We start from the raw sequence: 22,879 nt of genomic DNA on the forward strand, positions 1-22,879 counted from the left end.
GAGCGGTCCTTTCGTGGTCAGTGCTCGGAGTGCAGCTGTGACTGCGTGCCAGGCAGGTACCGACGCAGCAGCACTCCCGTGATGACAGCGGCCGCTGCCAGGACGCCGGCAACGACTAGCATCACGACGAGGCACGCGGAGTCGAAGGCCGTGGAGGCCGCCTGAATGATGGCGGCGTCTCCCTGCGCCGCCTCCAGTGCCTCGGCGATACCGTCACCAGCCGCCGCCGGTGCACCGTTGGGGAGGACAACACTGGCGGTATAGATGGCCGTGAGCAGGCTTCCGAGCACGGACACGGCGATGAGGCTGCCGAACTCGTAGGAGACCTCTTCGAGGGAAGCGGCCATGCCTGCACGGCGCACCGGCACGTTCCCGATGATGGCGGTGGAGGCGACCGACATGGCAGCTCCGAGACCGGCACCCGTCACCAGAAGGCCGAGAACCAGCACGCCGAAGGATGATTGGAACCCGACTACCGTCACCACGACGCCGCCGGTGGCGACGGCGAGACCACCGGTGATCAGCGCGAGCAGCCCGACACGGTGCAAGAAGGCACCACCCAGGAGCGCTGTCGGCAACGAGCCCACGGCAATCACGGCAACCAAAAGCCCAGCCTCCAGCGGACTGAAGCCGACGACCTGCTGGAACCGTTGCGTGGTGACAAGCTGGATGCCACCGATGGCGAACATCGCGAACGCCGCGGCGAGCACGCCAGCACTGAACGCCGGGTTGAGGAAGATGGAGAACTCCAGCAGCGGATTCTCCAGGCGCCGCTGACGGCGCACGAAGAGCCAGAACCCGATGGCAGCAACGAGCAGCGCAACAACAATGGTCGCGACAGACGGGGGCGCGTGGCCGATCTCCTTGATGGCCACCACCGTTCCGACGAGCCCGATCATCACCAGTATCGAAGACACGGCATCCCAGCGCTTCGAAGGATCCAGGTCATTGGCCGGGCGGATCAACCAGGTAGCAACCAGCGCCAGCGCCACTACGGGCACGTTCACCAGGAACACCGAGCCCCACCAGAAGAACTCGAGCAGCGTGCCGCCGAGAATCGGACCGAGAGCGGACCCGACGACCGACAGGCTGCCCCAGATCGCGATCGCAAAATTCCGCTCGCGCTCGACCGTGAAGTACGTGCGGATCAGTGCCAGGGTTGCCGGCATCATCGCTGCCGCACCGACAGCGAGCACAGCGCGTGCACCGATCAGCACCTCGGGCGACGGCGCCAACGCTGCGAGCAGGGACGCCAACCCGAAGATCACCAGGCCGACGACGAACATCCGCGTGTGGCCGATGCGATCACCGAGGGTCCCGCTACCGAGCAGCAGGCCCGCCATCACCAGGGGGTAGGCGTTGATGATCCACAGGCTCTGGGTGCTTGATGCCTGAAGGTCCTCGGTCAGTGTCGGCAATGCCGTGTACAGGATCGAGTTGTCGAGGGTGATCAGTAGGAGCCCCGCTCCGACAGTCACCAGCAGCGACCAGCGTCGCCGTTTCGTCATCGTGGACATGCGCGTCTCCCTAATCGTGAACAACGTAACTGTACCTGATGGATAGTATAGTTATGTCTACTGCGAGAGAGGTCCGCGTCACTCCCTGTTCACGGCGCCTAAGGCCAGTGACTACGAGCGTGGCGCTCATTTGGGTATGCGTTTGAGGGGTGGTATGAGGTGTCGTTGGTGACGGTTTTTAGTGGGGAGTTTTCGGTTGGTGGGGGTGCGTGGCAGCCGATTGATGGCACTGTGCAGGTGAGGTCTGAACCGAAGTGGATGTATTCGGATCTTCGGCAGGCGCGTCTTGTGGGGGATGAAGAGCCAACGGAGTATCTCGGTATTCCCCAGCGGGGTAAGGAAACGCTGGGGCCGTTGAACCCGGACGCGGAGAAGAAAACGTTAACGAAACCGCGCAAGAAGAACTAAAAATTAGCCTCCCGTGGGGCAAGGCAAGGGTCGGGAAAAATCAGGCGGCACCGTTTCGGAAATGCTCTCGCCGTTTTTCTCCACCCTCATGACGCGGCGTATGTCGCGCAAGTGCGCTGGAATCAAAGCTTCAGGACCCTATAGAGTCAAAGCCGAAACGACCTAGGATCCAATATCCCCTAAACCCTGTGGATTCAAACCCCCACAACCCCTATGGAATTCAGTGAGGGAGGGGGTGGGCCTTGAATTTCGTGTCGGGATTGACGAACGCGTCCTGGCTTTCGACGATCAAGAGCTCACGTGCATTCACTTTGAGGGTGCGGTCGATGAGCTCGAACACCGACGCGGCAGTTTTCTCGAGCGCCTCAACGGGGCCGGCGCCGCCAAGCAAGTGTGCCGTGAAAAGAGCCGTCGTCACATCGCCGCTGCCGTGAACCTTGCGCTTCAGGCGCGGTGTCGAAATAAGGTGAGCGCCGGAAGAATCGGCCACGAGAAGTTCGAGGGTGCCGGGCGTGGTTTTATCGGTGAGTACGCTCGTGACAAGAACGGTGTCGGGGCCCTCGGCGCGCAGTTGTTCGACAGCAGTGAGGGTGCCCTCGAGAGTGGACACATCGGTGTCCGTGAGCACGCCCAGCTCGAAGTGATTCGGAGTCAGCACCTCCGCGGCCGGAACAACCTTGTTCGCCATGAGCGGCGGGATATCGGAATCCACGTAGAAACCTTCGCCCGCATTGCCCATCACTGGGTCGGCGATATACACGGCGCGTGGATTGTGCTTCTTGACGCGCTCAACGGCATCGAGGATGACGTCAGTGACGGCAGCGGAGCCCTGATAACCGCTGAGAACAGCGTCGGCTTCGCCGAGGATGCCGAGCTCTTCGATGCCGAGAACGACCTCGTGTACGTCCTTCGCGTCGATCACGGGGCCACGGAATGTGGGGTGGCCAGTGTGATTGGAGAAGAGAACTGTATTTACGGGCCACACTTCGTGGCCGAGACGCTGGAGCGGGAACACCGCCGCGGAGTTGCCCGCGTGGCCGTAGGCCACGGCAGATTGGATCGACAGAATTTTCATGCGTCACTCCTTGACGGCTTGGGAACGGGAAACATCGGTGTTTAGAAGAGAGCGGGGCCGAGCGCTTGAGCTTTCTCATCGAGGTAGCACGTGCCACACAGCGACTCGTAGGTCACGCGGCCCGCGCCATCGATCGCTACTTGGTCGCCTTCGAACACGAACGCGCCGTTCACGCTTCGACAATTGAACTCGGCTTGCGACCCACAGCGGCACATCGTGGGGAGTTTCTCGAAGTTGTCGGCAAGCTCGAACAGGCGCGACGAGCCGGGAAATTGACAGGCGAGAAAGTCGGTGCGAAGCCCGTAGCAGATGACGGAGATCTGGTCGTTCTTGGCGACGAGGAACAGCTGGTCGATTTGATCGCGGTCCAGGAATTGGCTCTCATCGACGAGAACGACATGAAAGTTTCGCTCAGGGCGAGCAGCGATGAACGCTTTGATTTCTTCGCGAAGGTCGTGCCCGGACTCAATGAGAACATCGACCCGTCGCTTCGCGCCTCCGCGCGCGAGCACCCAGTCTTCGCCCTTCGTATCGACAGCGGGCTTGACGGTAATGGTGCCGAGGCCGCGTTCCTCGTAGTTGTAGGCCGTCTTGATAAGGGTGTCGGATTTTCCCGAGTTCATCGCGCCGTATTTGAAGTGGAGCTTAGCCATCGGTTCCTCCTGAGCATCCCTTCGGCGCGCGTGAATATATCCTCCACAACCTTAGTGCACCTGGCCTTGCTAGCGTGAAGGCGTGACGACAAGCGACAAAAGTGGCAACGGCCGAAAGGTCTTCACCCGTAAGAACCAGGCGAGAAAAAACTCGAGAGCGTGGCGTGAGAGGAGCCGAGCAGGCGTCGGACCCAGCGCTTCTCACTCCAATGATGGGGCGGGCCGAACTGAAACAAGCGAAGCCGCACACCCGAGAACCTGCGCTGGTCGCACGATTCCCATTGGGCTTTCCACTTCGTCGCTGTTCCCGCTCGGCCTCGAAGACACATTCAAGGCGGCACGGGAAACGGGCTATGACGGCGTCGAGGTCATGTGTTCGCTCGATCCGGCTACCCGTGACGCCATGCGCCTTGAGACCCTCACGCGTGTGTACGACCTGCCGATTTTGTCGCTTCACGCACCGACTCTCTTCTTTTTGCAGTTCGCAGGTGGTCTCGACCCCAAAAAGAAGCTTGAGGACACGATGCGCCTCGCGGTGGATCTTGGGGTTCCGACGGTTGTCGCCCACCCGCCGTTCCGATGGCAGGGGCGTTACGCCAAGAACTTCGTGGAGATCGTTGCCGAGCTCGAAGAGCGCTACGGGATCGCGCTTGCCGTCGAGAATATGTATCCGTGGCGCCTCGGGGTGCGCGAGGCCCTTCCGTATTACCCGGATCATGACCCGACCGATGAGGATTACGCCCACCTGACGATCGACCTCTCTCATGCGTCAACCGCGGGTGATGATGCCCTCGCGATGATCGAACGTGTCGGGGATCGGCTCAGCCACCTCCACCTCACCGACGGTTCAGGCCACACGCTGCGCGATGAACACCTCGTGCCGGGCGAGGGGGATCAGCCGGTTGCCGAGATTCTGCAGAGGCTCGCGCGTCGTGGATGGGGCGGGTCTGTCATCGTGGAGATCGCGACGGGCACGAGCCGGAACTTCGACGCGAAGCTCGCCCCTATCGAACGTTCGCTCGTCGTTGCGCGCCGAGAACTCAGTCACGTTTGAGCGCCAAAGCCCTTTGAACTGGTCACTTTTTCACCAAATCTCCAGTGCTTCGGTGGACAATAATGGGGCGCTTTGAGAGGCGCGAACCGAGACCGAAAGCGAATAGTAGTAGTGATTCCCAACACCGCGTTTGACCATAAAAACGCCGCCATTCTCTCCGTTTCCGCCGTGGAAGCTCAGGTTCCCGTCACTTCTGACTCGATCGACGAGATGCTTTCACCGGCCCGCAAGCGACTTCGCTTGCCGAAGGGCACGCTTCAACGCGTGGCCGGTGTGTACGAGCGGCGATGGTGGAAAGACCCGGAAAACGGTTGGAAACAGGGTGCCGTGATTGCCGCTGAGCGTGCGATGGCGAGCGCGGGCATTACGCGCGAGGACGTCGGGGTCCTCATCAACGCTTCCGTTTCGCGTCAGCATCTCGAGCCGGCGATGAGTGCCCATATTCACGCGGCGCTCGGTATGCCCGCCTCGTGCATGAACTTTGACATCACGAACGCGTGCCTCGGCTTTGTGAATGCGATGACCCTCGCCGCCGGCCTTATTGATGCCGGTCAAATCGACTACGCACTCATCGTGGGCGCGGAGGATGTCGAGGAAGTTCAGCGGCGCACCATTGCGCGCTTGAACGACAAGAACTCGACGCGCCAGGATTTCAATAACCAGTTTGCGTCGCTCACGCTCGGTTCGGGCGCTGCTGCGGCCGTTGTGGGGCGCTTCGATAAACACCCGGATGGCCACCGGATCGTGCACACGCAAACGCGTGCGGGCACCGAGCACCACGAGCTCTGCATCGGCAACATGGACGATATGCGTACCGATACGGCCGGTCTCCTTGAAAACGGCCTCGAGCTCGTGACGCAAACGTGGCGCGCCGCCGAGGAAAGCGGTCGCAATTATTCGAATAAGCAGTGGTACATCACCCATCAGGTGTCGATGGTGTACACGCGTGCCTTCGCGAAGGCTATGGGAATCAACCCCGAGATCATTCCGGTGACCTTCCCCGAACTTGGCAACATTGCCGCGGAGGCCGTTCCGCTCACTCTTGCCCTCAACCAGGATCGCTTTGGGAAGGGCGATGAACTTTTGCTCCTCGGGGTCGGCTCGGGATTGAACACGGCGATGATGGAGGTCCAGTGGTGAGCGCGAAGACCTTCCAGGACGTGCAGGACGTTCCCGATCTTCCCGGGGTTGAGCCTGAACTGCACCACACGCTCAACGTGCGGGACTCGTTCGGCGATATGCGCCGCTGGCACTACCTCGATAACGACCGTCAGCTTGCCGAGCGAGGCATTGAGCCCCGGGGCACGCTTCTGTGCGTCCACGGCAACCCCACCTACTCCTTCCTTTATCGCAGCCTGTTCAACGAGGAGATGCTCGAAGCGGGTTGGCGTGTCGTTGCCGTTGACCAGCTCGAGATGGGCTACTCGGAACGCACGGGACGAGAGCGACGCTTGCAGGATCGCATTACCGATCTTTCGTTGTTCACGGATGCACTCGGCCTTTCCGGCAACGTCGTGACGGTGGGGCACGATTGGGGCGGCATTGTGTCGATCGGCTGGGCCCTCGACAACCGTCACGACGTGATCGGCATGGTGCTCACGAACACCGCTATTCATCAGGAACTTGGCGAGTCGCTCCCGGCTTCACTTCAACTCGCAACGGCCCCCGGTTTTCTGCCGTTCTCGACGTCGCGCACGGATGCGTTCCTTCGCACGACCGTGAATCTCTCTAAGCCGCCGCTGCCGCGCGAGGTGCGGGAGGGCTACTACGCGCCGTATCGGTCGAGAGCGCGCCGTCGGGGCATCGAAACCTTCGTCGCCGATATTCCGGCGAGCGCGGAGCACCCCTCTCGCGCGACCCTTGAGCGCCTTGCGGAGGGCCTCAAGGGCATGGACGTTCCCACCCTCATGGTGTGGGGGCCGCGCGATGTTGTCTTTTCGGACCGATACCTTCGCGATCTTCTTGAACGTGTCCCGCATGCCGATGTGCATCGTTTCGAAGGCGCATCGCATCTCGTGTGGGACGACGCGCCCGTCGCCCCGCTCGTGCGGCGCTGGCTTGAGGAACGGCTCATCAACGGCGCCGATCACCGTGAGCGTTCGGTCTCGAGCTTTGCCGAACAGCCCGAGTACCGACGTCTCGGCTCGCTCATTACTGAGCGCGCAAACGATCCGACGACGGCGTATGAACCCGCTGTCGTCGAGATGCTCGCCGAGGGCCCGCGCACGATTACGTGGAGCCTTCTTGAAAAGCGAGTATCGCAGCTTGCGAGTGGCATGCGCGCGCATGGCATCAAGGCCGGTGATCGTGTGAGCGTTCTCGTGACGCCAGGCGCCGACCTCACGGCGGTGCTGTATGCGTGCCTCCGGATCGGCGCGATTGCCGTCGTCGCCGATGCAGGCCTGGGGGTTAAGGGCCTCACGCGCGCAATTGTGGGCGCCCACATCGACTACGTCGTGGGTATCCCTACGGCTCTTGCGGGAGCCCGCGCACTCGGTTGGCCGGGTGAACGTATTTCCGTGCGCACACTGCCCACGATCGATCGCGCTGTGTTTGGTGTAAGCACGTCGATCGATGAGCTCATGCGCGAGGGCGAGCAGATTCACGCTCTTGGTGGCGGCGATGAATGGTCCGACATCGATCCCGATGCGGATGCGCTCGTACTGTTTACATCGGGGTCGACCGGCCCCGCGAAGGGGGCCGTGTACACGCATCGGCAGGCGAGCGCGATGTTCGCGGCGGTGGGGGACACCCTTCAGCTGCGTCCTGAACGCGGGCTCGTTGCCGGATTCGCGCCGTTTGCACTGCTGGGCCCGGCCCTCGGTGCGCCGAGCATTGTGCCCGAGATGGACGTGACGCGCCCCGGCGAGCTCACCGCGAGCGCCCTCGCCGATGCCGTCGATGAGCTCGGTTCGCCGGCAGTCTTCACTGCTCCGGCTGCGCTCCAAAACATTATCGACACGGCTGGCACGCTCGATGAGCGCCAGCGCGAGGCACTTTCGCGAGTGCCGAGCTTCTTTAGCGCGGGGGCACCAATTCCCGCGCCGCTTCTTCGCGCGCTACGCGATGTGCTCCCGAACGCGCACTCGTATTCGCCCTACGGCATGACCGAGTGCCTTGCGGTCGCGGCGATCGACCTCGAGGGAATTGAAGCCGCTGGTGAGGGAAGCGGCGTGTGCGTGGGTGCGCCCGTCCCGCGTGTGGAGCTCGCAATCGCGCCGCTTCAGTCCGATGGCCGCGCAGCCTCCACGGTCACCACTAAGCCCGGTGTTGTCGGCGAGATTATGGTCCGTGCCGCGCACGTTCGCGACCGCTACCTCATGCTGTGGGATACGACGCGAGAGTCGATGCGCTGCGAGGGCTATCACGCGACGGGAGATGTCGGTCAGCTCGATGCCGAGGGCCGCCTGTGGGTTGAGGGGCGCCTTGCACACGTGGTCACGACTGCGGCGGGCCCCGTGACGCCCGTGCAGATCGAGAAGGCGGCGGAGAGCCTCGATTTCGTGCGCCGCGCGGGTGTGTGCGGTGTCGGCCCTGCGGGAACTCAGCAGGTCGTTGTCGTGTATGAGGATCCGGCGACGTTCCGCCCCGGGAAGGGGGAGACGCCGAAGCCTGCGACTCCGGAGCGCCAGGCGGCGATCCGCGAGGCGGTTGAGGCAGCTACCGGCATCGCTGTGACCGCGGCGTTCGAGACGACGACCCTTCCCACTGATATCCGGCATAACTCGAAAATCGAACGAGCTCGCCTGGGCGCGTGGGCCGCGCGCGAGCTGGCCGGTGAAAGGAGTGCGCTGTGAAGGTTCTCGTGACCGGTGCGAGCGGCATGCTCGGCGGCGAGGTCGCAAAGCGGCTTCGCGATGCGGGCCATGAGGTGAGTGCGTTCCAGCGCCGCCCCGCGGGGATTGAAGGCATCACCGACGTGTGCGGCTCGCTGACTGAGGCGGACCAGGTGCGCCGTGCCGTTGACGGCAACGACGCGGTCGTTCATCTCGCGGCGAAGGTTTCCATTTCGGGTCCGGAGGAGGAATACCGCGCCATCAACATCGAGGGCACTCGCAACGTGGTGAATGCGCTTCGCGCTCAGGGCGGCGGGAAGCTCGTCAACACGTCCTCGCCGTCTGTCGCCCACTTTGGCGAGGCTATCGTCGGGCTCGACGCGACCGCCCCTGAGCCTACGCGCGCCCGCGGGCCCTACGCCCGCACGAAGGCCGCCGCTGAGCTCGTGGCGATGGAGGCAGACGGCAACGATGGCATTCTCGTCACGACTTTGCGCCCGCATATCGTGTGGGGCCCCGGTGACACCCAGCTCGTGGAACGCATCGTCGAGCGTGGCCGCAAGGGGACGATGCCCCTTCTCGACCGCGGCATGGCGCTCATTGACACCACCTACATTGATAACGCCGCCGAGGCATTCGTCGCGGCACTCGATCGCATCGAGGACGTGCACGGAGAGAGCTTTGTGATTACGAATGGCGAGCCGCGCACGGTTCGCGACTTCGTGGTGGGGTTGTGCGATGCGGCCGGTGTCTCGCGCCCGCGAATCACGGTTCCCGGCCCGCTCGCACGCGCTGCGGGTCGCGTGATCGAGAAGGCGTGGGAGTTGCGGCCCGGCTACGATGAGCCGCCCATGACCGAGTTTCTCGCGGAGCAGCTGTCGACAGCGCATTGGTTTGATCAGCGACGTACGTGCGAGCGTTTGCAGTGGACGCCGCGCGTAAGTATGGACGAAGGCTTCGCGAAGCTCAAAGCGTATTACGATAAGGCTCGTGACTGAAGATTTAACGACTTCTCCTTACGGCGAGAAGGATATTGCGGCCATTGATGCTCAGATTCGCGCTGAACAAGACGCGAAGCCTCGAGCTTCTCAGCGCACCGTTGGGTTCGTGCTGCTCATCGGGTCTGTCCTCGGGATCGTCGCGTCATTCGCGCTTATGCAAGATAAGCTCGCGATCCTGACGGACGCGAATGCGTCACTGGCCTGCGATATCAACCCATTCATCTCGTGCGGCACGTTTATCCAAACGTGGCAGGCCCAGACGTTCGGTTTTCCGAACATGTACCTCGGGTTCATGGGATTCTCGATCATGGGTGTTGTCGGCGCACTGCACCTTTCGGGACTTGCGCTTCCGCGCTGGTTCCAGTGGGCGACGTTCGGAGGGCTCGCCTTTGCGTTCGCCTTCATTCTGTGGCTCTCGAGCAATGCCCTTTTTGCGATTCACGCCCTGTGCCCGTGGTGCCTCCTAGTGTGGGCGGTTGTGCCACCCATGTTTTGGTCCTTCGTGACCTTCCTCGTGGAGGAGGGCATTATCGAGGCGCGCGGGCTCGTGCGCACCGTGCTGCGTTCGTGGATCGCGCTTTCTCTCGCGTGGTACGCCGTGGTGATTGTGGCGGCTTTCTTTGTGTTCCTGCCCGAATGGCAGGCGATGTTCTTCTAGGCCCCGTCGCGCTCTAGGCTCCACAAGCCCCGGTTGTCCCCAGTGGATCGCCGGGGCTTTTTCGTGGGCGCTCCTCGTTCCTAGCGTGGAGGCTATGAACAGTTCGACGGGGCGCGAGAGGCGACACCGCGCAGATGCACGAACGAGTGTGAACACACGCTCGTGGGACGATCTTGAGGAATGGTCACGCGAAGGATCCGGCGGGCAGCGGGGTCCTCGATGGTCAGCACTCAAGGACCCGCGCGTCATACTCGGGATCCTTACCGCGGGGGCGCTCGTGCTCGGCGGGGCTCACATGGCTACGTCGATGACGCCGAGTGACGACAGGGTCGCAGTCAACGCGCAGCCTCTCGAGGAGGCACCGGAAGTAACGACGGCGATCGCCGAGGGGTCGGCGCCGGAAGCATCCTCACCCGCCTCTACTGCTCCGGCGCCCGGGTCTTCGAACGCTCCCGCTGCCGGTAAGCAGACGGTGGTGGTTCACGTCGTGGGGGCAGTGAGGCAACCGAAGCTCGTCGAACTTCCGTCAGATGCGCGCGTCGGCGATGCTCTCGAGGCTGCGGGCGGACCAACCGAGGACGCCGATCTTCGCCGAATTAACCTCGCACGCGTCGTGAGCGATGGTGAACAGGTATATGTGCCTCGCGAGGGGGAAGAGATCCCCGAGGAAATCGCGAACCCTATGACAGAGGCCGAGTCTGCTCCCTCGGCCCCAGGAGCGGAGGCCGGTGGGGACGGCGCTCTCGTCAACATCAACACAGCTTCCGAAAGCGAGCTCGACGAGCTTCCCGGTGTGGGCCCCGCAATTGCCGCAAGAATCGTTGAGCATCGCACAACCAACGGCCCATTTTCGAATATCGAGCAGCTCCAGGACGTCAAGGGGATCGGTCCTGCCATCTTCGAGAAGCTTCGTGAGCGCATCAGTATCTGAGGGCGTGAACGGGTGTGGTGTGAGGCCCGTGAGGGGGCTGAGCCTCATCCCACACGCCGCTGTGCTCTGGCCGGCAACCATTGCGAGCGTGTCTCTCGGACCTGTCGTGCTTCTCGCCGTCGTGATCCCCGCGCTTCTCCTGGCCCTAGTGCGAGAGAAGCGCCTGCGGGCACATGCACTGCTTGCTGTTCTTCTCGGTGCAGCAGTCGCAGGGCCGGTTGCCCGCGTGTACAACGATCACTTGAGTCTCGATGAGGCTCTTCGCGAAAGAAACGTTGTGAGCGAGGTCGTGGTGACGCTTCGCGAGTCACCGTCACAGCCCGCGCGAGGTGCCGCGTGGGATACGACGGTTGCACGTGCATCGAGCCAGCCCGAACTCTCGAAGATCACGGTCGGTGCAGGAGACAAAGCGATTTCGAGGCAGACGCGAATCGTGCTCACCTGGTCGAAACACACGCGTGGGGGCGATCCTTTCTCGCTTGAACGTGGGGACATGCTTCGGGCGCGGGGGTATGCCGATAAGGATGGCTCCACGCTCTTTCTTGAGATTGCCGAATGGGAGCAGGAGCCGCCACGACCTGCTGAGGATGAGGGGGTGATGGCCGCCGTAGGGCGTGTCCTTGACTCCTGGCGAGAAGAGCGAAAAGAGGTTGTACGGCTAGCCTCCTCGTTTTTGCCTGCCAATGAAGCATCGCTCGTCGTGGGCATGACCCTCGGAGACGCGGCGGGCCTTGCCAGAGAGGTGAAGGACGATATGGCGACCTCCGGGCTCACGCATCTCGTTGCTGCCTCGGGTGCAAATATTGCTTTGACCTATGCTTTTGTCACGCTGCCACTGATTGCCGTGGGCGTGCGCCGCAAAGCGCGCGTCTTAGCGGGGGCTGCGGGGATCGCCGTGTACGTGGCTGCGGTGGGCCCGGAGCCCAGCTTGCTGCGAGCCGCACTCATGGCCGTTCCTCTCATGATTGGACGCTATGCGGGTTTCCGCACGCCGCCTCTCAACGCGCTTGCACTCACCGTTCTCGCCTGGTGCCTCATGGATCCGGCGCTCGTGGGAGAGGTGGGCTTCGTGCTCAGCGTGGGCGCGACGGCGGCTATTCTCGCGCTCTCGGTTCCGCTTGCTGAGGTTATCCGGCAGGTCAGTCGCGAGAGAATTTCTCGCAATCTCGCGCTTGTGGTTTCCGTTCCGACGGTTGCCCAGGCAGCATGCACGCCGGTCCTGCTCCTGCTTGCTCCCGAAACGTCAGTGTGGGCTGTGCCGGCGAACATTGCCGCGGAACTCGTCGTGGCGCCCGCAACCGTGAGCGGTTTTGTCGGCATTATTGTCGCGCATGTGTGGGCGCCGCTCGGCGTACCATTCTTCGCCGTCGCAGGGGCAGGAGCGCACGTTCTCGTGCTCATTGCGCACGTGAGTGCCGCGCTTCCGGGAGCGCACATCGCGTTGCCCGCCGGCGCGGGAGGTGCACTGGCCACGGCAGGGGTACTCATCGTCGTAGGGCTCACGCTGTGGTTGCGTGCACGCCGCGAGGTGCGCTGGGCGCTCGTATTCCTCACAGTGATTGCCCTTTTCGGAGGAGTCTCCACGCTGATCCCCGGGGACGTCGAAGACTGGGATGTCGTGATGTGCGATGTGGGGCAGGGCGATGCAATGCTCGTGCGCGCCGGGGGAAAAACAGTACTCATCGATACGGGACCAGACCCGAACATGCTCGCCCGATGTTTGGACCGTGCGGGAGTCGGGGCGATCGACCTCCTCGTCGTGACCCACCCTCACGCTGATCACGACGGCGGAATACCGGCGTTGACGGGGGAGCGTACGCCGCGGCAGGCGTGGGTGTGCCCGCTGGATACCTCGACGAAAGCAAAGCTCCCTCGGACTGAGGTGGACACCGTGCTCGCGCCTCGTACGGAAACCGTTGGGTCGCTGTCCCTCGAAGTTCTGTGGCCGCGTTCAGCCGAGGAAGCGAGAGCCCTCGGGGCAGGCGAGGGCGGGGGAGAGGAATCGGCACTCAATGATTGTTCGATTTCGATGCTCGTGAAAACGCCCACGTGGAGTGCTCTGACGCTAGGAGACCTAGAGCCTGATGCGCAAGCCGTGCTAGCGAAATCTGGTGCTGTCGAGGCGGTCGAGCTCGTCAAAGTCGCGCACCACGGCTCGCGTCGCCAAGAGCCGGCGCTCTACGATGCGGCGCACGCTTCGATTGCCGTCGTTGGCGTTGGTGAGAACTCGTTCGGACACCCGCACCCTAAGACGCTCGCGATGTTTGAGCGACAAGGGGCAGTGCTCAGGCGTACCGACGAGGAGGGGATGCTGGTGTTGACGAGAACGGACGCGGGCTGGACGGTGCGCACGAAGTGACGCTCAACAGGCCGATGTAGCATGGCCTGTGCTCATGCCTATGTAGCGGGATTCCGCTGCTGATCTTCGAAGGAGTTCTGCGTGTCTGATGCCGCGGCGAAGACCGTGACCGCCACCCTGCGCAAGCGAATTATCGCTGCCCAGTACGCGGCCGACACTCCGCTTCGTGAAGTTGCCTTGGCGAAGGAGTTTGAGCTGTCGCGCGTCCCCGTGCGTGAGGCATTGCGCATCCTCACGGCGGAGGGCTTCGTTGATACGCGGGCAAACGTCGGATCCCGCGTGGCCCACCCGCCCTTTGACGATGCGCGCGAGCTGTTTGACCTCCGCATCACCCTCGAAACCTCACTCGTGCGGGACGCAGCCGCGCGATTTGCCGAGTTTTCCGCTCCCGGGGCTGCCCACGTCGAGCGTTCGCGCCGTCTGTGCATGGAAATTGAGGAAGCCCTCGCGCAAGGCGACGAGGCGTTTGCGAATCGAGACGGTGCTGGAATCGCGGAGGCGAATCTCCGCGTGCACCAGGGACTTGCGGATCTAGCCATGCGTCCCGTGCTGAGCCACATTCTCCAGCAGATCGGCGGGCGCGTGGAGTGGCTTCATAGCGCGCATCGTGGCTTCACGGTTACGCGCGACACGTCTGCCTGGGATCAGCACAAAGTGATTTACGACCTCGTGCGCGCGGGGGATGCGCACAGCGCGCACGAGCGGATGCGTGCCCACCTGGAGGCATCGCGCGACGCCTTCGTCGCGAGCCTCTCGAGTTTGGCCGACGAGGATCGGTAACGAGCGCCCTCACGTTTTTCTATACGAACTGTCGCACGAGTGCGACGAGTGCGACGACGACGATGGTCGCGCGCAATACCGAGTTCGGTAGCCGCTTCGCAACGTGCGAGCCAACATAGCCACCGATCATCCCGCCCGCGGCGAGAATGACGACGCCAACCCACCACACGTGCGCGTCGAAAAACACAAACGCCACGAGGTAGACAATTGCGGCCGTCGCATTGACGTAGAGCTGCATGAGGTTCTTGACCGGGTTGACGTCTTTCATGCTGCGGGACGTGGCGATGCCGAGGATCCCCATGTAGAGAACGCCCTGTGCAGCGGTGAAATATCCGCCATAGACGGCGGCCGCCCCCATGGGCGCGACGAGCCACGGACTTTCGTATGCCTCGCCGACGGGGCCCGTTTGCGTGCCAGGATCGGCCTCGCGCCGTTTATTGAGCCACGCCGTCAGGTAGGGCTGACCGATGACGAGGGCGAGCGCAACGATGATGAGAATGGGCACGACGATGTCGAGAGCGCTCGAGGGGGAGAGGAGGAGCAGTATCGAGCCGGCGCTCGCGCACACGATCGTGGTGAGAGAAAGGGGAGCGAGGTGGCGCTTCTCTGCCGCGATTTCTTTGCGGAAGCCAAGGACGGAGGCGATTGTCGCGAAGGACATTCCGATCGTGTTGGTGCGCACAGCCACGCCGGGCGGGACGCCGAGTGCGAGGAGCACGGGGAGGGTGAGGAGAGAACCGGATCCGACGGCTGCATTGACGATGCCCGCGAGTATGCCCATGACGAACAGCAGCAGCGCGCTCAAACCCAACACGGGTTCCACCTCCAGTTTGTTGTATACATTTAGATGTCATGAGCCACCGTAGCCGCTGACCTCGCGTCAAGCGCAAAGCGTTCGCGATGTGGTCGATAGACTTTCTCCATGGCCGAAGTCCAGTGGCACAGTATCGAACCCGCGCCCGTTGTGCTTATCGCGGGCAAGGAAGCGCTCCTCGCCCAGCGCGCGCTCGAACGCATCGTCCGGCTCAGTCGCGAACGCCACGCCGATCTTGAGATCCACCGTTTCACCTCAACCGAAATTACCAAGAGCGACGTCCTTCAATACACGGCCCCCTCGCTTTTCGGCGAGCCACGCCTCGTCATCATCGATGAGGTGACACGCGGCGCGGAGCCTCTCATCAACGCTCTTATGGAATACGTGCAGAGTCCCGAGCAGGACGTCACGCTCGTGCTCATCAATCGCGGTGATCAGCGCGCCAAGAAACTCCTCGACGCCGTGAAGAAATCGGGCGCTCCGTGGGTGAACGCGGCAGAGATCAAAACCGCGAAAGCGAAGATGACCTTCGCGATGAGCGAGTTTTCACGCGCGCGGCGCCGCGTCAACTCAGATGCGGTTAAAGCCCTCGTCGATGCCTTTGGGGCGGACCTCATGGAACTAGCGGCCGTGAGCACCCAACTCATGCGCGACACCGAACCCGAGCCGGGGCAGCAGGCCGGCCCCATCACGCTCAGGCACGTCGAGGCCCTTACGGCAGGTCGCGCGGAGACAACGGGATTTGCGATCGCCGACGCCTGCCTCGCCGGCAAAGAACGCGAAGCGCTCGTGCTGCTTCGCCAAGCCGAACTCTCGGGGCTGTCTCCCGTTGCTATCGTCGCGACGATTGTGCGCAAGGCCAGACAGGTGGCGCAGGCAGCGATTCCCGGTGCGACGGCAAAGAGCACAGGCATGCAGGACTGGATGTTCCGCAACAACGCTCAGCTCGCCCGCCACTACTCGGAGCGAGCGCTCGCCTCGGTGTTCGAATCCCTCGCTGCCGCGGATGCCGCGGTTAAGGGGAATGATCGTGACCCAATGTGGGCGCTTCAACGCCTTATCGTTGAGATTTCGCGCGCGAGGAGGGGGCGGGCATGAATCGTTTCGACTGGAGAACCGCTCTGTGGGTGGCGGGTGGTGCGCTTCTCACGCTTCTTCTCGTGCTGTCGTTCGCGAAGGACCTCGTCGCGCAGGTGCTGATCATCTTCGGCTAGGAAGGTCGACGCACGGGTCGATCCATTGCCAACAAGGCAACGAAAAAGGCCCCGCCGAAGCGGGGCCTTCCGTCACACTAAAACGTGAGAACTATGCTCACTTCTCGAGCGTCGCTACAAGCTTTGCGAGACCCGACTTGCGGTTTGCAGCCTGGTTCTTGTGGATGACGCCCTTCGACACAGCCTTGTCGAGCTTGCGCGAAGCCTCACGAAGAGCCTTGGTCGATGCTTCCGCATCGCCGGCAGCGACCGCGGTGCGAACCTTGCGCACGTAGGTCTTGAGCTCGCTGCGGTACGCCTTGTTGCGTGCCTGAGCCTTCGCGTTGGTCTTGTTGCGCTTGATCTGGGACTTGATGTTTGCCACGAGGTGCCTTTTCTAGATGTTGAGGTGAAACGCCGCTCATGAGAGGTGCTCGCGCTCGACGGGGACGGGCGGTGGGGTGTCGCCTGGAGACGTCAAACGTTCGCATCACGAACGGAAAAACTCACGCCGGCGCATACAGCACTCTGCCCCAGAGACACGAAAGGGACGAAAGTGCGCCGCACACAGCGCAGTATGTTCACACATACAGCCGTCAACTTTACCAGCGCTAAGCGTGAAAGCCCAGAGTTAAAACTCACCAGCCATGCGAGTCACGTGTGGCATTAGCCACCCGCTCAAAGCGTGCTTTGTCCAGTTTGCCGCCCTCTCGTCGCACCTTCGCCGCTTCGAGTCTAATGAGCCGATCGACCCGCACCTCGGAGGGGCGATGCCGCGAATCCCACGACCCGGTGCCGATATCGACCCAACGATTGCCGTGCTCATCGGTGTGATCGCCTTTGCCGCGATCGCGCGAGGTGAGCATGAGCGCCACGATTACGCCGCCGCCTTCGTCGGCGATCACGAGAACGGGGCGGTCTTTACCTTGTGAGCGGTCCTCCTCGAACGGGACCCACGCCCACACGATTTCGCCCGGATCCGGATTGCCATCAGCGGCGGGGGCGTACGTGAGGTTCAGGGGAGCGTCGCCCGCACGGTCGGGGAGAGCGGTTCCGGTGTCGCTCGCGCGAGCATCGGTGTGCGAATCTGGCCCGACGCTTGCCCGGCCACCGTCGGAACCCTTCATTTTTCCTTCGAGCGAGCGCACTCCCTCCCGCGCAAGGCGACGGGCGGCGCGTTGCACCTGACGGTTGCGGGCAAGGGAGCCCGCGATGGACCGGAGGGAGGAGAAAAGGCTCATGATGTGACCGTATCAACCCGTGCGCGGGCCCGCGTGAACGAGCCAAAACTGTCCGTGCATGGGACAATGGAATCATCTGTGCCCGTCGAAAGGATTCCCGTTGACTAGCGCCCCCGCGAACATGCGCGAGATTGAGCCAGCCGCGACCTCTATGGAGAGGATCCGTAACTTCTGCATCATTGCGCATATCGATCACGGAAAATCGACCCTCGCTGACAGGATGCTCCAGCTCACCGGGGTCGTCGACGAACGTGCGATGCGGGCCCAATACCTCGACCGCATGGATATCGAACGCGAGCGCGGTATCACCGTGAAAAGTCAGGCCGTGCGCATGCCGTGGGTTGTGGACGGCGAGGCGTACGCACTCAACATGATCGATACGCCGGGTCACGTGGACTTCACCTACGAGGTTTCGCGCTCGCTTGCGGCCTGCGAGGGCGCGATTCTGCTCGTCGACGCCGCGCAGGGTATCGAGGCGCAGACCCTCGCGAACCTGTACCTTGCGCTCGACAACGACCTCGAGATCATTCCGGTGCTCAACAAGATCGACCTGCCCGCCGCTGATCCCGAAAAGTACTCCGCGGAAATCGCGCAGCTCGTGGGTTGCGAGCCTGAAGACGTGCTCAAGGTTTCGGGCAAGACCGGCGAGGGCGTGGAGGCACTTCTCGATCACGTCGTGCGCACGATCCCGAAGCCTCATGGGCAGATTGATGCGCCCTCGCGTGCGATGATTTTCGATTCCGTGTACGACACGTACCGCGGTGTTGTGACGTACGTGCGTGTCGTCGACGGGCAGCTCGACCCGCGCGAAAAGATCCAGATGATGTCGACGGGCGCGACTCACGAGCTTCTCGAGATCGGCGTGATCTCTCCCGAACCGAAGCCCACCAAGGGCCTCGGGCCCGGCGAAGTCGGGTACCTCATCACGGGTGTGAAGGACGTGCGCCAGTCGAAGGTCGGTGACACGGTAACCGCGGCGCTCCGAGGTGCCGAAGAAGCCCTTCCCGGATACTCCGAGCCCAAACCAATGGTGTTCTCCGGCCTCTTCCCGATCGACGGCTCCGACTACCCCGCGCTGCGCGACGCGCTCGATAAGCTCAAACTCAACGACGCCGCGCTCAACTACGAGCCCGAAACCTCGACCGCGCTTGGTTTCGGCTTCCGCGTGGGGTTCCTCGGGCTGCTCCACCTCGAAATCGTGCGCGAGAGGCTCGAGCGTGAATTCAGCCTTGACTTGATTTCCACCGCCCCGAGTGTGATCTACCACGTGACGATGGAGGACGGCACCGAAGTCCAGGTACTCAACCCTTCCGATTTCCCCGAGGGCAAGGTCCACGAAATCCGCGAACCCGTCGCGAAATCCACGATCCTCGTGCCCAAGGAATTCGTGGGCACCGTCATGGAACTGTGCCAGTCCAAGCGCGGCACGATGAAGGGCATGGACTACCTGAGCGAAGACCGCGTTGAGCTCCGCTACATTCTTCCCCTCGCCGAGATCGTGTTCGACTTCTTTGATCAGCTCAAGAGCCGTACGAAGGGCTACGCCTCGCTCGACTACGACGTTCAGGGCGAGGAAGCGGCCGACCTGGTCAAGGTTGACATGCTTCTCCAGGGCGAAACCGTGGACGCGTTCAGTGCGATCGTGCACCGCGACAAGGCCTACCACTACGGCGTGGAAATGGCTGGCAAGCTCAAGAACCTCATTCCGCGCCAGCAGTTCGAGGTGCCGATCCAGGCGGCGATCGGCTCGCGCATCATTGCGCGCGAAAACATTCGCGCGATCCGCAAGGACGTGCTTTCCAAGTGCTACGGGGGCGACATCTCCCGTAAGCGCAAGCTTCTCGAGAAGCAGAAAGAAGGTAAGAAGCGCATGAAGTCGATCGGCTCGGTCGACGTGCCGCAAGAGGCCTTCATCGCGGCGCTGCGCTCGGACGGCGGATCGTCGGACGGCAAAAACAAGTAAGGGGACGAACATGAACGTCGAACCACTTTCGGTCGCTATCGCTCAAGGCCCCGCGCGCGTGATTGCGACGTGCACGGTGGAATCACTCTTCCACGTCGAGGAAACGGGCATCCGCTCGGGGATCAACAAGGTCCCGCGCGCGGAGGGCATCAAGCTCCTTACGCACGGCGTGCTTGGCGATGTGCAGGGCGATACCGAACACCACGGCGGTCTTTTCAAGGCCGTGTACGCTTTCGCGCGCGAAACCCGCGACGAACTTGCGCGCCGGGAAGGTTTGAGCGGCTTGCCCGACGGTGCCTTCGGCGAAAATCTCGTCACGGAGGGCATTGATACTGACGAGGTTGTCATTGGCTCGCGCTGGCGGATTGGCGGTGCCGAGCTTCAGGCGAGCGTGCCGCGCCAGCCCTGCAAAACTTTCGCCGTGTGGATGGGGCGCTTCGCCGATCAGGCTGGGATCGAGCCCCGAGGAGCATGGGGCCGCCGCTTCAACGCCTACGGCAAGTCGGGCGCGTACTTCCGCGTTGTGCGGGAAGGCGTTGTGCGCCCGGGTGACGAAATCGAAGTGCTTTCGGTTCCCGAGCACGGCGTAAGCATAGGCGAGATCTTCCGCGGTCTCTCGAGCGAGATCGATCCAACGAGCGCCAAGGCACTCTTGAGCTGGGCCCGCGACACGGAAACGCCCGTGTACACCTCGATGGCAAGGGGGTGCCTCGCGGCGCTTGAAGGCGCCGGTACCGCCTTTGAATTCCCCGCCTCGCTCATCACCGATGGCCGCGGGAACTAACGCCGAGCGCCGAGGGCTCTCGGTCTACATTCACGTGCCGTTTTGCGCGGTGCGCTGCGGCTACTGCGACTTCAACACCTACACGGCGAGGGAGCTTGGTGGGGGAGGATCGCAAGCCGAATATCCTGCCAATGCGATGCGCGAAATGGAGCTCACACTCGCAGACGATCAAGCGTCGGACTTCACGTACGACCGCGTGGTCACCGTGTTCTTCGGAGGCGGGACCCCCACGCTTCTGCCTGCAGATGACCAGGCGCGCATGCTCGCCCACCTCGACTCGCTTATCCCTCTCGCCCCGGGCGCCGAGGTGACGACCGAGGCGAACCCCGACTCCGTTACGCGAGACTCCCTGATGCGACTTGCCGAGGCTGGGTTTACACGCGTGAGTTTCGGCATGCAATCGGCGGTGCCGCGTGTGCTCGCGATCCTCGACCGCACCCACAACCCAGAGTCCGTCCCGCGGGCCGTCGCGTGGGCCCGGGAGGCAGGCCTGCAGGTGAGCCTCGACATGATCTATGGAACGCCGGGGGAAAGCCTCGCGGATGTCGAGACCACGATCGACGCGATCACCGAGATGCAGCCGGACCACGTGAGCGCATACTCGCTCATCGTCGAGGGCAACACCAAAATGGCCCGCCAGCTGCGCCGCGGCGAACTCAGCGAGCCCGATCCGGACTTCATGGCCGATGCCTACGAGCTCATCGCCTACCGCACGCGAGCCGCGGGCTTCGAGTGGTACGAGGTCTCGAACTTCGCGCACGGCGAGGAGTTTCAGTGCCGCCATAACCTCGCCTACTGGCGGGGCCGCGACTGGTGGGGGATCGGCCCCGGCGCGCATCGACACCGCGACGGCTACCGCTCGTGGAACCTCAAGCACCCCTCGCGCTACGCGGCGGCTCTTGCGCAGAACCGGCTTCCCGTGGATGGCTCCGAGCAGGTCTCTGATGAGGATCGCGCGCTCGAACGCCTCATGCTCGAGATGCGCCTTCGCGAAGGATTTTCCGCGGCGAGTAATCCGCTCACCTCGAGCGATGAGGCACGCGAGGTGCTCGAGCGGCACGTGGCAGCGGGGCGGTTGGATGCGAGTGCGTGGGATAGCGGGATCGTGAGGCTTTCCGACGCCGGCCGGCTCATCGCCGATGCCATCACGCGCGATGTTTTGCCTTGAGAGCGCTTTTGAAGCGGCTGAGACTCGGGTGATCCCTACGGTTCATGTTGATCACTTTCGTTGTCCGCTTTCTTATTCCGGGCGACGAATTGTTGAAGAACGGTAAAAATTAGAAAGCCGAGAAGCAGGATCGCCACGATCATCACGACAACAACGAAAATGACCATAAACCACGCGGACCTAAAAATCATGAGATTCCTACGCTTTCGAAAGTCGCGGATGGCCTGATCTTACACCTGTCTGAACCCATCGCGTGCTTTGAATCACGTTTAGTGCAGATGAGGGCCCGGAGAGGCGGCCGGGCAGTCGTGACGTCCGTCAGAGCGGTGCGCGATGTCTCGGTTGCGGCATACGGCGGGACCTTGAATGAATACAGAGCACCGCATGGTTTTTGGCAGAAGCGGGGACTCGTCCGCTTAGTCGACGCTTCCGATGGCCCTTAAGCCCCGGCGAGGTAAGCGTCGGATTTGGCCTCGTGCCCAAACCCCCACACACCCTATGCAATTCAGTGAGTGGCGGTGACGAAGTCGATCAGTTCCTCGATACGCCCGCTGAGCGTTGGTTCGACATCGGCGTACGAGCGCACACGAGAGAGGATCTTCTGCCAGCCCTCGGCGATATCGGCTTGGGACTCGGCGGGGAGGCCGAGCGCCCTAAGTGATCCCACCTTGATGTCGGTTCCCTTGGGGATGTGGGGCCATTTCTCAAGCCCCACTCGTGCGGGCTTCACGGCTTGCCACACGTCCACGTACGGGTGGCCAAGGATGAGCACGTTGCCCGCAACGCCCTTCTCCCGCATGACGGCCTCGGCGATCCGCGTCTCTTTCGATCCGGGAACGAGGTGGTCCACGAGGATTCCGAGCTTGCGGCCCGGCGCGGGGTTAAATGCCCGCACGCGCTCGAGGAGATTATCGGCGCCATCGAGCATCTCGACGGCGACACCCTCGATGCGCAGGTCGTGCCCCCACACCTTCTCCACGAGTTCCGCATCGTGCTTGCCTTCAACCCAAATCCGGGAGCCGCGCGCGACGCGGGCACGGGCCCCTTCGACATAGGTTGAGCCCGACGCGCTTCGTTTAGGGGCTGACGTTTGCCGAGCAGCCGTCGGACCGCCGCTCGTTGGCGGGGTCAAGCGAACGGGCTTTCCATCGATTAGAAAACCGGGGCCGAGGCGGAACGTGCGAAGGCGCCCGTGACGATCCTCGAGTTCGACGATGTGGATACCGCCCGACTTCTCCACGCGCGTGACGGCGCCGACCCAGCCGGTTTGCACATCCTCGACGACGAGCCCGCGCTCGGCAGGGACATCCCTGCTCGCGGGGCGTTTCGGGTGAAAGGCATCCCCGGTACCGGAAAGGACGTCGTGGCCGTATCGATCGATATTCACGGCGCTTTACGCTACCAGGGGCGTGTTCGCTCACAGGGGATCGCCACACCGTGCAAGGGTCGCGCACTACGCGTAGTATTGGCACTCGAAGCCTGTGACTGCTAACGCGCGAAAGGA

The 22,879-nt window shown here is 62.8% G+C and carries 20 protein-coding genes; 13 read left to right on the plus strand and 7 right to left on the minus strand.

Annotated elements, in window-relative coordinates; genetic code table 11:
* Positions 1-17: 17 nt before the first annotated feature.
* Complete coding sequence (locus tag E6X30_RS00285) at positions 18-1,517, minus strand: MFS transporter (protein ID WP_016664432.1); 1,500 nt, start codon at positions 1,515-1,517, stop codon at positions 18-20.
* A 168-nt stretch (positions 1,518-1,685) separates the two neighbouring features.
* Between E6X30_RS00285 and E6X30_RS00290 the strand changes: the two genes are divergently transcribed.
* Positions 1,686-1,925, plus strand: coding sequence for a hypothetical protein (locus tag E6X30_RS00290; RefSeq protein ID WP_016664433.1), 240 nt, complete (start codon positions 1,686-1,688; stop codon positions 1,923-1,925).
* Positions 1,926-2,145: 220 nt separating this feature from the next.
* Here E6X30_RS00290 and pdxY read toward each other — a convergent pair whose 3' ends face one another.
* Both pdxY and E6X30_RS00300 read right to left on the minus strand, forming a co-directional pair.
* On the minus strand, positions 2,146-3,000 hold the full coding sequence (gene pdxY, locus E6X30_RS00295) for a pyridoxal kinase PdxY (RefSeq protein ID WP_016664434.1): 855 nt from the start codon (positions 2,998-3,000) through the stop codon (positions 2,146-2,148).
* 41 nt (positions 3,001-3,041) lie between these two features.
* On the minus strand, positions 3,042-3,653 hold the full coding sequence (locus E6X30_RS00300) for a thymidine kinase (RefSeq protein ID WP_016664435.1): 612 nt from the start codon (positions 3,651-3,653) through the stop codon (positions 3,042-3,044).
* Between the two features lie 82 nt (positions 3,654-3,735).
* On the opposite strand from E6X30_RS00300, the gene E6X30_RS00305 reads away from it, so the two are divergent.
* The 8 genes from E6X30_RS00305 to E6X30_RS00340 all read left to right on the plus strand — a co-directional run bounded on the left by E6X30_RS00305 (position 3,736) and on the right by E6X30_RS00340 (position 14,212).
* The gene (locus E6X30_RS00305; protein WP_016664436.1) at positions 3,736-4,707 is read left to right on the plus strand and encodes a sugar phosphate isomerase/epimerase; all 972 of its coding nucleotides are present in this window, start codon (positions 3,736-3,738) and stop codon (positions 4,705-4,707) included.
* Between the two features lie 114 nt (positions 4,708-4,821).
* Positions 4,822-5,847 carry a 3-oxoacyl-ACP synthase III gene (locus E6X30_RS00310; protein ID WP_316335701.1) on the plus strand — a complete coding sequence of 342 codons (1,026 nt, stop codon included), beginning with the start codon at positions 4,822-4,824 and terminating at the stop codon, positions 5,845-5,847.
* Positions 5,841-8,504 (plus strand): alpha/beta fold hydrolase, encoded by a 2,664-nt coding sequence (locus tag E6X30_RS00315; protein ID WP_396334957.1) that lies wholly within the window; start codon positions 5,841-5,843, stop codon positions 8,502-8,504. The genes E6X30_RS00310 and E6X30_RS00315 overlap by 7 nt, the downstream gene beginning before the upstream one ends.
* The gene (locus E6X30_RS00320; RefSeq protein ID WP_316335509.1) at positions 8,501-9,481 is read left to right on the plus strand and encodes an NAD-dependent epimerase/dehydratase family protein; all 981 of its coding nucleotides are present in this window, start codon (positions 8,501-8,503) and stop codon (positions 9,479-9,481) included. Before E6X30_RS00315 ends, E6X30_RS00320 begins: the two co-directional genes overlap by 4 nt.
* Complete coding sequence (locus tag E6X30_RS00325; protein ID WP_316335510.1) at positions 9,474-10,142, plus strand: vitamin K epoxide reductase family protein; 669 nt, start codon at positions 9,474-9,476, stop codon at positions 10,140-10,142. The genes E6X30_RS00320 and E6X30_RS00325 overlap by 8 nt, the downstream gene beginning before the upstream one ends.
* A gap of 94 nt (positions 10,143-10,236) precedes the next feature.
* Complete coding sequence (locus E6X30_RS00330; protein ID WP_316335511.1) at positions 10,237-11,073, plus strand: helix-hairpin-helix domain-containing protein; 837 nt, start codon at positions 10,237-10,239, stop codon at positions 11,071-11,073.
* Positions 11,074-11,161: 88 nt separating this feature from the next.
* Complete coding sequence (locus tag E6X30_RS00335) at positions 11,162-13,432, plus strand: ComEC/Rec2 family competence protein (RefSeq protein ID WP_316335512.1); 2,271 nt, start codon at positions 11,162-11,164, stop codon at positions 13,430-13,432.
* Between the two features lie 81 nt (positions 13,433-13,513).
* Complete coding sequence (locus E6X30_RS00340; RefSeq protein ID WP_316335513.1) at positions 13,514-14,212, plus strand: GntR family transcriptional regulator; 699 nt, start codon at positions 13,514-13,516, stop codon at positions 14,210-14,212.
* Positions 14,213-14,231: 19 nt separating this feature from the next.
* Here the strand turns inward: E6X30_RS00340 and E6X30_RS00345 are convergent, their stop codons facing one another.
* On the minus strand, positions 14,232-15,035 hold the full coding sequence (locus E6X30_RS00345; protein WP_051120649.1) for a sulfite exporter TauE/SafE family protein: 804 nt from the start codon (positions 15,033-15,035) through the stop codon (positions 14,232-14,234).
* A gap of 99 nt (positions 15,036-15,134) precedes the next feature.
* On the opposite strand from E6X30_RS00345, the gene holA reads away from it, so the two are divergent.
* Positions 15,135-16,124: a DNA polymerase III subunit delta gene (holA, locus tag E6X30_RS00350; protein WP_016664450.1), complete on the plus strand. Its 990-nt coding sequence runs from the start codon at positions 15,135-15,137 to the stop codon at positions 16,122-16,124.
* A 213-nt stretch (positions 16,125-16,337) separates the two neighbouring features.
* Here the strand turns inward: holA and rpsT are convergent, their stop codons facing one another.
* Positions 16,338-16,604, minus strand: a complete 267-nt coding sequence (gene rpsT, locus E6X30_RS00355) for a 30S ribosomal protein S20 (RefSeq protein ID WP_016664452.1) — start codon at positions 16,602-16,604, stop codon at positions 16,338-16,340.
* A 253-nt stretch (positions 16,605-16,857) separates the two neighbouring features.
* Complete coding sequence (locus tag E6X30_RS00360) at positions 16,858-17,460, minus strand: type II toxin-antitoxin system PemK/MazF family toxin (protein ID WP_316335514.1); 603 nt, start codon at positions 17,458-17,460, stop codon at positions 16,858-16,860.
* Between the two features lie 121 nt (positions 17,461-17,581).
* Between E6X30_RS00360 and lepA the strand changes: the two genes are divergently transcribed.
* From lepA to hemW, 3 genes are read left to right on the plus strand one after another with little or no spacing between them, the layout of a single operon-like run.
* Positions 17,582-19,423, plus strand: a complete 1,842-nt coding sequence (gene lepA, locus E6X30_RS00365; protein WP_259893390.1) for a translation elongation factor 4 — start codon at positions 17,582-17,584, stop codon at positions 19,421-19,423.
* A 10-nt stretch (positions 19,424-19,433) separates the two neighbouring features.
* Positions 19,434-20,207 carry an MOSC domain-containing protein gene (locus tag E6X30_RS00370; protein WP_316335515.1) on the plus strand — a complete coding sequence of 258 codons (774 nt, stop codon included), beginning with the start codon at positions 19,434-19,436 and terminating at the stop codon, positions 20,205-20,207.
* Positions 20,191-21,375 carry a radical SAM family heme chaperone HemW gene (hemW, locus tag E6X30_RS00375; protein ID WP_016664456.1) on the plus strand — a complete coding sequence of 395 codons (1,185 nt, stop codon included), beginning with the start codon at positions 20,191-20,193 and terminating at the stop codon, positions 21,373-21,375. Before E6X30_RS00370 ends, hemW begins: the two co-directional genes overlap by 17 nt.
* A 505-nt stretch (positions 21,376-21,880) precedes the next feature.
* Here the strand turns inward: hemW and E6X30_RS00380 are convergent.
* Positions 21,881-22,762 (minus strand): DUF3097 domain-containing protein, encoded by an 882-nt coding sequence (locus E6X30_RS00380; protein WP_316335516.1) that lies wholly within the window; start codon positions 22,760-22,762, stop codon positions 21,881-21,883.
* Between the last annotated feature and the right edge of the window lie 117 nt (positions 22,763-22,879).

It is taken from the genome of Dermabacter sp. (assembly GCF_032550575.1).
Lineage (GTDB): Bacteria > Actinomycetota > Actinomycetes > Actinomycetales > Dermabacteraceae > Dermabacter > Dermabacter hominis.